This window comes from Nitrosomonas sp. Nm166 (genome assembly GCF_900112825.1).
In the GTDB taxonomy this organism is placed as follows: domain Bacteria; phylum Pseudomonadota; class Gammaproteobacteria; order Burkholderiales; family Nitrosomonadaceae; genus Nitrosomonas.
Map to the genome: position 1 here is coordinate 25,394 of NZ_FONE01000036.1, position 12,055 is coordinate 37,448.

Here is a 12,055-nt window from a genome sequence, read left to right on the forward strand (position 1 = left end):
GGAACTTTGTTCATGATGCACCGTTGTTATCAGCGTCATGGAATCAACCATCTTTCGGATATGATGCATGATCATGCAATCACAGAAAATTCATAACATTTCGGGATAAATGACAGCATGTAGCACTGGCTCAGCAATATTGTTGTCATGACATTTTATCCACCATACAGAACCCTTTTTAACGCTTAACCCTGGCGGAATCACCGGAAGCAGAGAATTGACGACTTCTCCCAATACAGGTTGATGACCGACTATTACTACTGCGCCTTGCGCGTTGGGCCAGTTGGCTGCGGTAAGAATGCTGTTTACGTTGGCGCCCGGCCCTATCTCATCACAGATTACAAAGTCAGGCCTCAGCGCCATTGCAGTTTGTTGAGTGCGCTGCGTCGGACTCACTAACACTAACGTATTTTCCGGCAATTTTGATTTAAGCCACTCAGACATGCGCTTTGCCTGGTCTAATCCTTTTTCTGTCAGTTTGCGTGCAGCATCTGGAAAACCCTCTTCTGCTTCAGCATGGCGCCACAGAATCAATTCCATTTGAATTCCTTTATATGATCGATATTTGAAAGTATTCGGCTAAAACAAAGCCTGCGCAATTATCCCTGTAACTGACTAAATAATACCTCTGGACCATGAACAGGCTGTTGAATTACTATCACTTTATGCCGTGATTTATCCCCTTGTTTCAATATTACCTGTCGAAGCGGCACATCAAAATGCTGGGCAAGAAATTTTACTAGCGCTGTGTTTGCCTTGCCCTCCATTGGCGCAGCTGCAAGTTTTATTTTTAACGCATCACCCTGCAGCCCTGCTGCTTCAGTATTTTTTGCGCCAGTCTGAACATGCAGCGTCAAAACAAGATTATTTGCTTTATCGTACCGATACCATCCCATAAGCGCATCAATAGCCTAAAGCATTGCAGTAATTTCCCTATGTACCCCAGCCACAATCATCAGCAGGACTTGAATCAGGATCAGCACAAACAGTGGAGACAGATCAACATTGGCGATCGGTGGAATATGTCGACGAAAAACAGCAAGGAATGGGCGGGTGAAACTGTCCAGTAGCGGAGCCAGTGGGCTATGCGGATTAATCCATGATAAAACGGCTTGCATGATAATCATCATCAATACAATGTAGAGCGTCGTTTTAATGATCTCAACGATCCCCAATAGTCCCATAATTCCGGAAGCTACAACAAAATTGTCGCCAAAATTATAACCTTGTGACATATAAACACTGGTGACGATAATGCATTCCATTAGCCAAGCTAATATCAATGTGGACAGATCCAGGCCACCCCAACCAGGAATAAAGCGCCGTGCCGGCCGTACCATGAAATCAGTCACTGCGATAAGAAATTGGGATATCGGATTATAATAAGGAACACGCAGCAACTGAAAATAAAAGCGTAGCAATAATGCCAGCGAGAACAAACCCAGGATGGTATCAAGTAGAAAAATTAAGATCTGATTGGACATAAGCATTTCTCACAAGGCTATAATCGATAATTAATAAATCCTAGGGTTCATCAAGATTTATATTTTGCTGAATTCGTTGCTCATTTCATGCGAACGCTCACTCGCAGCATGAATGGCGTCTATGATCTTACATTTAATATGATCTTTTTCCATAGCTTGAATTGCCCGTTCGGTTGTGCCTCCTTTTGAAGTTACTCGTGTACGCAAGGTAGCCGCATCTTCATCACTCAAAATAGCCAGCTTACTGGCACCCGCAAATGTCTGCAAACTGAGTTGTCTGGCTTGGGCCGATGTCAGACCCAATTCTATCCCTGCCTGCTGCATGGATTCAATAAAATAAAATACATAAGCGGGGCCGCTTCCTGAGATAGCAGTTACAGCATGCAGCATCTCTTCTTCATCCACCCAAAGGGTGGAACCTACTGTGGTAAGAATTGATTCAGCATGATTTCGATCTTGTTCACTGACAGTAGGTGCAGCGTAAAGCCCTGTAACACCAGATAGCACCAGAGAGGGCGTATTTGGCATCGCCCGCACTACTCGCTGATAACCGCCCAGCCAGCGCATAATATCAAGCGCACGGATGCCTGCTGCAATCGATATAATCAACTGATCATCCAGCAAAGGCGCAAGTCTCTGAGTGAGCTCAAACAGTTGTTGCGGTTTTACGGATAATAAAATAACGTTACTGTTAATAATTCCACTGGTAAGATCAGCCAAAGCTGAAACACCGAATGCACGTTTTATTTTTTGACGACTTTCTGCATTAATTTCTACCACGTGAAGTTGTTTTGCTTTATAACCTTGCTGCAATAGTCCGCTGATTAATGCGGAGGCCATATTGCCCCCGCCAATAAATGTAATATTCATTTTACCTTATCATTAGGTTTATCAATGCATCCGTAAAATTTATAATTTTACAATTACCACAATCAGCTTAGTGGGAAAATTCAAATTCCATGTCTGGATCAGCTAGTGTTGGCAATTGGGACAATAGAAGCTGGATCGCTGATTTTGCCTGATTTGTTTAATTGCGTGATCACATTTCTTACAGAATTGGCCTGTACGTCCATACACCCAGTATTGCTGCTGAAAATACCCGGGATTGCCGTCACTGTTAACAAAGTCACGCAAACTGCTTCCTCCTGCTTCGATCGCCTGCTGCAAGACTTGCCTAACCGCTTGCACGAGCTTCTTGTAGCGTCTAATGTTAAGGTTGCCAGCGGCTATCTGGGGATTAATCCCAGCGAGAAATAAAGCTTCATTCGCATAGATATTACCAATGCCAACAATCATACGACTATCCATCAGTGTTTGTTTGATACTGGCACGACCTTTTCGGGTTTTTTCAAATAATCGCTGCGCATTAAAATCGGCAGTTAATGGCTCAGGCCCAAGATTTATTAACAGTGGATGCTGCAAAACATCGCCAGTATGCCATAACACTGCACCAAAGCGTCGTGGATCCCGCAGTCTCAGTACAGTCTGATCGCTTAAAATTAAATCAAAGTGATCATGCTTCCCAGGTGATTCAACTGAACATCCCGGTTTTATCGGCAGTATGCGTAAACTTCCCGACATGCCTAGATGGAGAATTAACGTTCCTACCCCACAATCAAGCAAAAGATATTTAGCTCGCCGTGTCACAGCCTGGATCGTTAAGCCCGTCAATAATTCAGGCAAGTTCTCTGGAATGGGCCAGCGCAGCCTGGGATGACGGATAATGATCTGTGCAATCGGTCGCCCGACCAAATGCGGTGCAATACCACGCCGCGTTGTTTCGACTTCTGGCAGTTCCGGCATCAGGCCCCAGGCGCTATCTTGCTTATTTTAATGATATAGGGATCAAGCAATTGCTGGCCCACATTCAGAGGAAAATGATAACTAATTCCTTCATTGGCACGTAAAAAAATTACCTCGGTTTCATTCTGCAGAATTCTCAGGTCAATTTCCTGCTGGTCCTGTAAACTGATTTTAATACGATCAGTTTCAGCAAATTCAGAACCAAGCTCATGTTTCAATACCAGCTTGGTTGCATGAGCTGTGCGCCATAATTGTATCCAACGTTCTATTGTTTCCTCATCAAGTGCTTCGTTAGTATGCTGCATGGTGACGAGCCAATCTTGATTCTGCAGTTCTACCGTCAAATGATTCAACTCAAGTCTAACCGGAATTTCATCGGAAGCCAGCAACTGTGGATTGATCAGATCAGCAGCATTTAATGGCAATGCAAGTGCATAATGCGGTGAAATCATATAAACGTAGTCATTTGTTGCTATATACTGCTGATTGGTAATGGGTGAAAATCCGCCAAAACCAAAGTATTTATCATCGACATACAATTGCGCATTAGGTCGTTCTAAATCAAAACGTGCAAGATCTGCCAGCGGAAAACGTTGACTACTGTGAGCTGTCAGAATTTCCAGAATCTTTTTGGTCTTTTTTTCATCAGCCCTGGCTCGCACTGGCGCTAGCAGATGCCAATGATTACCCAATCGTTTGAGCACAATTTCTTGCTGCAGCCCTACGATGCGTAAATTCTGCACTGCTTCAATTAAACCGGATGAGATGGGATATTCTTGAATATCCTGAGACTGTGGCCTGACATATAAAAACACTGCTAAACCGATAATCGTGGCAAGCATGATTAGATTAAGGCGTGCGTGATGAGTCATTATTTATATTTCCTTCTGCGACGCCACCAAATGATAGCTCCACTCATTAAGAACAATAAAGGCAACACAATAAGAAAGCCTATCACTATCAACGCAAGCTCAGATTCGCTTAATATCAGATTACTGTCGAGTGTTGCGCGTGGTTGAATCACAATCAGTTCCTCATCACCTGTCAGCCAGTTGATCAGATTAATGCCAAAATCAAGATTATGACCATTCCCCAGATAAGTATTGGCAAGAAAATGTCCACTGCCTACGACCACGATGCGCTGCTCACGGTCCTCAATATTGCGTGTCAACGCTACAGCAACAGTAACTGGACCAGCCACGTCCATGGCTTGATCAAAGGTAACTTCATCATTCAGATCGCCTGTTTCCACCCATCCCTGGGGTGCCACTTCAACCAGTGAAACGCTGTTCCACTCCGCATTCTCATTAATGGTTATCTGACGCGCAAATGGAAACACGGTAATGTAATTGAAATTATTAGTTATCGCATGTCGTCCGTAACTGGCACCCAAAGCAAAGGTGATCGGTGCCTTAAGCTGCTCCGCGCGGGGATCAACCACAACACCTGGCGTCAGGGTCAAGCGTAATTTCTCTGTTAATGGCAATAAGCCGCGTAATGACTCCTGATCAACTAGCCATAACAAATTACCGCCACGATCAATATAATTAAGTAATTTATCCACTTCTCCAGGCAGCAAATCCACTTGTGGAGAAGCAATCATCAACAGACTTGCATTCGCCGGAAAATCCTGCTCGAGCGCAAGATTCAGTGGCTGGCTGTTAAAACCATTGGTACGTAGATACTTACCAAATTCCCCTAAATCATGATTGGCATTCCCATCCAGTCTGCGCTCGCCGTGACCACTCAATGCTATGACTGGTTTATCCTCAGCCCGCGCAAGCCGCATCAAAACATTTGAAAATGCCTGTTCATTGATGATTGTGAGGTGTTCACGCCGTTGATTAAATGTGATCACCATCTCGCCATTCATATGAATGCCTGCTTCCTGAGCCAGTTTAGGCTGTTCGGTAGGGTCAATAAATGTCAACGAAAGATCGGGTTTTGCTCGTTGATACAATGCTACAAAATCAGCAATCGTTTTTCGTAAATCGCCGGATTGTGCATCCTGCTGAGTGGCGTATGCGGTTACTTGAACTGGGCCCTGCAAATTTTTAAGTATCTCCAGACTGGCTTCACTCAAACTGTTACGCGCATTCTGGCTGACATCCCACTGTAATCGAGTTTGTGCAGCAAGATAACCAAGCAAAATAACCAATAGCAATAACAAAATGACAAACACGCCATGCTGTATTAAGTAATGCAATCGTAATTTTTTATTAAGTCTAGTCATTTGCATCATTCATCGCTTACCCGTGTAAACGCTCTCCATCCAGGCGGCGAATCGTCAGCACCAAAAATGCTGTTGTAAACAAGATAAAATAGGCGATACTAAACGTATCAATCAAACCCTGATTAAAACGTTCAAAATGCTTCAGTAATGAGATAGAGTGCAGCCATCGATTTGTCTCATTAGCGGCCAGGTCAATTATCCACATCCCTAGTGATACCCCGAATGCGCTTATTGCCGCAATCACTGGTTGCCCTGTTAGACTGGAAATGTAGAGTCCCAGTGCAGAAAAACATGCAGCAACCAGAAACAGGCCTATTGCACTGCTTAATAATAAGCCAAAATCCAGTGTGCCACCCAGTAATAACGAAATACCTAATAGAATAATCAATGTGATGATAATAAAGAAGAAAACTATTAAACTCAGAAACTTACCGATCACAATATCGGTCATGGAAATTGGTGCTGAAACGAGCAATGTTAGCGTATGATTACGCTGCTCTTCAGCCAGTAAACGCATAGATAACAATGGCGTAACCATCAATAACACAATGGCGGCCATCGAAAAGACGGGAGTGACAATGATTTCGGTGATGCCCGGCGGGTTTGCAATTTGCAATAATTGCGACTGTATCTGCAGAAATGCATCCAGCAGACCCAGAAAAATCCAGGTGAGTACTAATTGTATCAGAGTCAGTAATATCCAAGCCAAAGGAGAAGTAAACAACACCCTTAATTCTTTTCGGAGAATCGTAATAATCATATCAAAGATCCTAATCCATCATTGTGTGTGAGTTGGGTAAATACATCTTCTAGGCAAGTACCCCGTTGTTGCAGCCCAGCCAATGTTTCATCCAGCATTACGCATCCTTTATGAAGGATTTGTACTCTGTCACATACATTTTCCACTTCAGACAATATATGTGTGGATAAAATGACGCTGCTGGACGCTCCTAATTCCCGAATCAGTTTACGAATTTCACGAATTTGGTTGGGATCAAGGCCTACTGTTGGTTCATCAAGAATGACTACATCCGGGTTATGAATAATGGCTTGTGCGATACCCACACGTTGTTGAAATCCTTTCGACAAAGTAACGATTAAATATTTACCGTGGTCTTCCAGACCACAGCGCTGCTTCACATTATTTAATACCGTTGGCATAGCCTGTTTATTTACTCGATGCAGTCTTGCAGCAAACAGTAAATATTCATCCACAGTCATATCTTGATATAACGGCGGAATCTCGGGTAAGAAACCCAGATGTGCTTTGGCTTCCTGTGGTTTATCCAATAAATCGACACCACAGATTTCTATACTGCCGCTGCTCGGCGCAAGATTGCCCGTTAACATGCGCATGGTAGTTGTTTTACCCGCTCCATTTGGTCCAAGCAATCCCAACACTTCACCGCGCCTCAACTGCAGGCTTATTTCACGAACTGCTGCATGTGAGCCATAATTGCGGCACAGATTTTGTGCAGACAAGGTTATTGTTGTCATTTCATCTACCCCAAGAATTCTTAAATGAAAAATTTTGGTTGAATTTTATTTATAGGGAGTAATAACTGTATCAGTAGCAAATGAGCAACAGTATATTTGAGATGACTCATAATTTGCCGATTTTAAATCGACTTAGTCATAAGAACATGAGTCATTTATTTATTGCTATACCCTTTGTTCGGATAAAAAATCAACAATATTCATTATTCAAATGAATCAAATCCTTTTATTTTACTTAATTCAAGCGCGTTTATTTAAATCATAGATATGTTGTAATTAAACAACATGCTGACTGATAAAACAAACAAACAAACTGATAATCGAACACTCGCAGGCTTGAAGTAGTAGAATAGACTAACAATACAGTTCAGTTCCATATAAAAATAACGCAAGAAATTCTAGAACCGCAGTTTTCATTAAAAGGATAACAGCATGAAGAAAATGTCAGCCAAAAATACTCTTATTGGAATGATCCTTATACCAGCAATGTTTTCTGGTGCTGTCTTGGCACAGTTAACAAGTATTGATCAGGATCGTACTGTTAAAAAAGCCGAAGCTTATGGTGTTGATGACCGTGGTATAGTCGTGAGGAATACAACAGGTTTATGTTGGCATACTGGCTATTGGACACCCGCTATGGCCATTCCGGAATGTGAACCGGATCTAGCTAAAAAAGTTGAAGTAGCTGCGGCACCTCCACCTCCTGCACCAGCACCAGCGCCAGTAGTTCCTAAAAAAATTACATTCTCTGCGGATGCATTATTTGACTTTGATAGCGCAAAATTAAAATCAGATGGACATGGTGTTCAATCGCTGAATGAATTTGTAAATGGAGTACGCGGTGTTAAATATGATCGCATTGATGTTGTAGGCTATGCAGACCGAATTGGCTCTGATGAATACAACCATAGGCTCTCTCACCGCCGTGCTGATGCTGTCAAAGCACATTTGGTCTCTCAAGGAATCGATCCAAGTCTTATCGTTGCTTCTGGCAGAGGTGAAGCCGATCCAGTAACAGGTAATACCTGCCATGGTCATGGTCAGGCATTAAAAGACTGTCTGGCGCCGGATCGCCGTGTTGAAATTGAAGTAGTAGGTACTAAATAAACAATTACCCATGCTATTCAAAAAAAGCCCTGTATTGTAACAGGGCTTTTTTCTTATATAGTCATGACAGAAATAGATACACTGATAGAAGCAAAATGGATTATTCCTATTGAGCCTGCAGAAGTGGTATTGCAGCAACATGCCATTGCAATTGAGAAAGGACTCATTAAAGATATTCTACCGATATCTAATGCCCGATTGCAGTACCTGCCTCAGCAAACAATAGTACTGAATAATCATGCGCTAATTCCGGGTCTGGTCAACTTGCATACTCATGCCGCTATGACATTGATGCGTGGGCGTGCTGATGATTTACCCTTAATGGAATGGCTTAATAAGCACATCTGGCCGATCGAACATCAACATGTCAATGCTCAATTTGTACTAGATGGTACCCAGCTTGCTTGTGCTGAGATGATAAGAGGTGGCATTACTTGCTTCAATGACATGTATTTTTTTCCGAAATCGTGTATTGAGGCCGCGATTAACTCAGGGATGCGTGCTGCCGTCGGTATGATCGTGATTGATTTTCCAACCGCTTATGCCAGTGATGCCGATGATTATCTGGCCAAAGGACTGGATTTACGCGATCAATATCATCATCACCCTCTGCTTTCCTTCTGTTTTGCACCTCATGCACCTTATACCATCAGTGATAAAACATTCAGCAGTATTCTGACCTACGCAGAGCAGCTCAATGTACCCGTTCATACCCATTTACATGAAACTCAGGATGAAATCCTCATCAATCTGGAAGCCACGGGTATGCGACCAATCGAGCGCCTGCATCAGCTAGGATTGCTCAGCCCCAACCTGATTGCTGTCCACATGGTACATCTGACAGACCATGAAATTAGGCTTGTGCATCAATATGGTTGTAGTATCAGCCACTGCCCTTCCTCCAACATGAAGCTTGCCAGTGGATTTGCACCGGTTCCGTCATTGCTGGATCAAGGTGTTAATGTGGGCCTCGGCACAGACGGCGCGGCCAGTAACAATCGGCTAGATATGTTTGTAGAAATGCGTCAAGCAGCATTGCTCGCAAAAGTCACCAGCGGCCTGGCCAATATCCTGCCCGCCCATCAAGCGTTGAGAATGGCTACTCTGAATGGCGCCAATGCGCTGGGGTTGGGAAAAGTAATCGGCTCGTTGACCATTGGAAAAGCAGCTGACATCACAGCAGTTGACTTCTCCGACCTTAATCTTGTCCCTTGCTATGATCCGATTTCGCATTTGGTATATGCAGCAAGCCGCGAACAAGTGAGTCATGTATGGGTAAATGGTAAAATGCTATTGCGGAATAAAGAATTGACAACGCTCAACCAGTCTGATCTGCGATATCGCGCAACATTCTGGCATGAACGTATCGCTACAACTTCAGGACAATAGGTATAAATACATGGAAAATGATGGTATTAACGCTGACCCGCTGGAACTTGAAAAATTTAGCCAACTTGCGCATCGCTGGTGGGATCCGAACAGTGAATTCAAGCCCTTGCATGAAATCAATCCATTACGTCTTAATTACATCGATGAGCTGACGGCCGGACTTGCAGGAAAAACGGTACTGGATGTCGGTTGTGGTGGTGGCATTTTATCGGAAGGGATGGCCGCCAGAGGTGCCCATGTAACCGGTATCGATCTCAGCGATAAGGCGCTCCGGGTTGCTAAGCTGCATCTGCTGGAAAGCGGTCATCAGGTTGACTATCGCAAGATTACCATTGAGTCTTTAGCCAAAGAGCAACCGCAACATTACGATATTGTCACCTGCATGGAAATGCTCGAGCATGTACCCGATCCGATGAGTGTTGTTCGCTCATGTGCTCAGCTAGTCAAACTCAATGGATGGGTTTTCTTCTCCACCATTAACCGTAACCCCAAAGCTTATCTGTTTGCCATTATTGGCGCTGAATATATATTAAAGCTGCTGCCACGTGGCACGCATGACTACGCCAAATTCATCAAACCTTCCGAACTTGCTCGCATGGCCCGTAAGGCGGGTCTTGCCGATGTAAAATTGATTGGCATGACGTACAATCCCTTCACCAAGGTGTATGCGCTGGAAGATGATTCCGACGTCAACTATATCATGGCCTATCGCAGCTAACTAAATATCGGTGACTTCTCTATAGTAGTTTCAGATGAATGATTAAAGCAGTCCTTTTTGACTTTGATGGAACGCTGGCTGATACTGCCCCCGATCTTGGCCACGCCCTGAACAGACAACGCATCGCGCGTGGCCTGTCCGAATTGTCCATCGCACAGATCCGTCCGCAGGCATCCGCCGGTTCACGAGGACTGCTTGGCCTCGGTTTCAATATCAAACCGGGCGATTCTGATTACGAAGCAATGCGCGATGAGTTTCTTGATTTTTACACGCAACGCCTGTGTCACGATACCTGCTTGTTTCCAGGCGTTAATAAACTACTCGACCAACTGGAAATACGTAATCTGCCGTGGGGCATCGTAACCAACAAACCCGCACGCTTCGCGCACCCCTTGATTCAAACGCTCGGTTTAGCACAACGCGTTGCCTGCATTATTTGTGGCGACGAAACCATTTATACTAAGCCACACCCGCAGCCCCTTCTGACCGCCAGCAACAAAATGGCTATCGCCCCTGCCAATTGTATTTATCTGGGAGATGATAAACGCGATGTCCAAGCCAGCTTGGCAGCCGGCATGCAACCCATCGTTGCCCGCTATGGCTATCTTGGAAATGACCAGCCACCTGAAACTTGGGGTGCCCGATATTTGATTGACCATCCCGAAGAATTACTGGTTTATCTGTAAAAAGCATCGTTAATTCTGCTAAAATACCCAGCACATGGGACTGAACTTTTTGGTTCTAACATTATCTTATTCGTAACCATTACGAATACCGGGGACGATCTGGTTTCGACGTGGGTTGCAAAGCAGCGCAGGGCATACCGAGGATCAGATTACCTCGTAAATCCATCTGAAAACAATAGTCGCAAACGACGAAAACTACGCTTTAGCCGCTTAATTTGGCTAGCCTCTGCACCGGTGGGCCTCAACGCCGGGTCTGGTAACAGGCAGCAGAGTCACTAACGAGGATCGCGTTCTGCAGGGTCACTTTGTAGAACGTTAAATATAAGGTGACTCGCCTGTCATCAGCCTGCCAGTTGGCGGCTGCCAGGTCAAAACAAATAACATGGCTAAGTATGTAGAACTGTCTGTAGAGGGCTTGCGGACGCGGGTTCGATTCCCGCCGTCTCCACCATCACCAAAGACCAACCCTTCATCCGGTTGGTTTTTTCGCCTACTCTCGCGTGTTTGCGGGGATTCATGCGGATTCTTGCGGGCTTCGAGGTTTCACGAAATCCGGCAAATCAGTTCATTTTTTCTCTCTTTATGCCATTTTTCTCTCGGGCCTCGCCGTCATTGAATTGTTGAAGTCCGCAAGTTAGTATTTTTATACTATATAAATCATCGAATTACGATCGGACTGCGGCATCCATACCCGCGTGCCGGCGAACCTCTTCCATGAACACGGCGTCGATGCCATCAGTACACTGATTCATCTCGGTCAGCCAATGCTTGAACCGGAGGTGACGCATGCCGCCTCCTTCAAAGCGTTGTGGTTTGAACTGCTCGGTGCCGCTGGTGATGAGGCCGTCTCGGCTGGACAAAGCCCAGCCGGTGTTTGTGCCCAGATCGAGGGCGAGAAGTGCTGCTGTCATGATCAAAATCTCCTTTTTGACCGAATCTGACCGTCGTATGGATAACCTCTCACACGTCCGCGCGTAACGGGTAATTTCCATTTCTATTTCATAAGTGAAATAATAGACGTAACTTATGAAAGGTTATGAAACGAAGTGTTGTGATGGCGCGTATAGCGAGTGGTAAAGAACTGTTAGAGCAGGCAAAGGATTTAGTAGTTAATTCAAGCACAATAGAAGAATTGCGA

General features: G+C 44.5%; 14 protein-coding genes and 1 other RNA gene. 5 read left to right on the top strand and 10 right to left on the bottom strand.

Annotated elements, in window-relative coordinates; genetic code table 11:
- Positions 1-90: 90 nt before the first annotated feature.
- The 9 genes from sixA to BM021_RS10850 form a co-directional block, all read right to left on the bottom strand.
- Entirely contained in the window at positions 91-540 is a 450-nt protein-coding gene (gene sixA / locus BM021_RS10810) for a phosphohistidine phosphatase SixA (RefSeq protein ID WP_090721046.1), read from the bottom strand.
- Between the two features lie 59 nt (positions 541-599).
- The gene (locus BM021_RS10815) at positions 600-896 is read right to left on the bottom strand and encodes a DUF167 domain-containing protein (protein ID WP_090721047.1); all 297 of its coding nucleotides are present in this window, start codon (positions 894-896) and stop codon (positions 600-602) included.
- Positions 897-911: 15 nt separating this feature from the next.
- On the bottom strand, positions 912-1,484 hold the full coding sequence (locus BM021_RS10820) for a YggT family protein (protein ID WP_090721048.1): 573 nt from the start codon (positions 1,482-1,484) through the stop codon (positions 912-914).
- Positions 1,485-1,541: 57 nt separating this feature from the next.
- Complete coding sequence (gene proC, locus BM021_RS10825) at positions 1,542-2,354, bottom strand: pyrroline-5-carboxylate reductase (RefSeq protein ID WP_090721049.1); 813 nt, start codon at positions 2,352-2,354, stop codon at positions 1,542-1,544.
- A 102-nt stretch (positions 2,355-2,456) separates the two neighbouring features.
- Complete coding sequence (mutM, locus tag BM021_RS10830; protein ID WP_090721050.1) at positions 2,457-3,287, bottom strand: bifunctional DNA-formamidopyrimidine glycosylase/DNA-(apurinic or apyrimidinic site) lyase; 831 nt, start codon at positions 3,285-3,287, stop codon at positions 2,457-2,459.
- The gene (locus BM021_RS10835; RefSeq protein ID WP_090721051.1) at positions 3,287-4,159 is read right to left on the bottom strand and encodes a DUF4340 domain-containing protein; all 873 of its coding nucleotides are present in this window, start codon (positions 4,157-4,159) and stop codon (positions 3,287-3,289) included. The genes mutM and BM021_RS10835 overlap by 1 nt, the downstream gene beginning before the upstream one ends.
- On the bottom strand, positions 4,159-5,520 hold the full coding sequence (locus tag BM021_RS10840) for a GldG family protein (protein ID WP_090721060.1): 1,362 nt from the start codon (positions 5,518-5,520) through the stop codon (positions 4,159-4,161). Before BM021_RS10840 ends, BM021_RS10835 begins: the two co-directional genes overlap by 1 nt.
- A 16-nt stretch (positions 5,521-5,536) precedes the next feature.
- Positions 5,537-6,280: an ABC transporter permease subunit gene (locus BM021_RS10845; RefSeq protein ID WP_090721052.1), complete on the bottom strand. Its 744-nt coding sequence runs from the start codon at positions 6,278-6,280 to the stop codon at positions 5,537-5,539.
- Positions 6,277-7,017 (bottom strand): ABC transporter ATP-binding protein, encoded by a 741-nt coding sequence (locus tag BM021_RS10850; protein ID WP_090721053.1) that lies wholly within the window; start codon positions 7,015-7,017, stop codon positions 6,277-6,279. Before BM021_RS10850 ends, BM021_RS10845 begins: the two co-directional genes overlap by 4 nt.
- A 432-nt stretch (positions 7,018-7,449) precedes the next feature.
- On the opposite strand from BM021_RS10850, the gene BM021_RS10855 reads away from it, so the two are divergent.
- From BM021_RS10855 to ssrA, 5 genes are all read left to right on the top strand, one after another.
- Positions 7,450-8,124, top strand: a complete 675-nt coding sequence (locus tag BM021_RS10855; protein WP_090721054.1) for an OmpA family protein — start codon at positions 7,450-7,452, stop codon at positions 8,122-8,124.
- A gap of 63 nt (positions 8,125-8,187) precedes the next feature.
- Entirely contained in the window at positions 8,188-9,513 is a 1,326-nt protein-coding gene (locus tag BM021_RS10860) for a TRZ/ATZ family hydrolase (RefSeq protein WP_090721055.1), read from the top strand.
- A 10-nt stretch (positions 9,514-9,523) separates the two neighbouring features.
- Positions 9,524-10,231: a bifunctional 2-polyprenyl-6-hydroxyphenol methylase/3-demethylubiquinol 3-O-methyltransferase UbiG gene (gene ubiG, locus BM021_RS10865; RefSeq protein WP_090721056.1), complete on the top strand. Its 708-nt coding sequence runs from the start codon at positions 9,524-9,526 to the stop codon at positions 10,229-10,231.
- Between the two features lie 38 nt (positions 10,232-10,269).
- Positions 10,270-10,917 carry an HAD family hydrolase gene (locus tag BM021_RS10870; protein ID WP_090721057.1) on the top strand — a complete coding sequence of 216 codons (648 nt, stop codon included), beginning with the start codon at positions 10,270-10,272 and terminating at the stop codon, positions 10,915-10,917.
- A 90-nt stretch (positions 10,918-11,007) separates the two neighbouring features.
- Positions 11,008-11,368: a transfer-messenger RNA gene (ssrA, locus tag BM021_RS10875) on the top strand.
- 214 nt (positions 11,369-11,582) lie between these two features.
- Here ssrA and BM021_RS10880 read toward each other — a convergent pair.
- On the bottom strand, positions 11,583-11,828 hold the full coding sequence (locus tag BM021_RS10880) for a hypothetical protein (protein ID WP_218147856.1): 246 nt from the start codon (positions 11,826-11,828) through the stop codon (positions 11,583-11,585).
- Positions 11,829-12,055 lie beyond the last annotated feature (227 nt).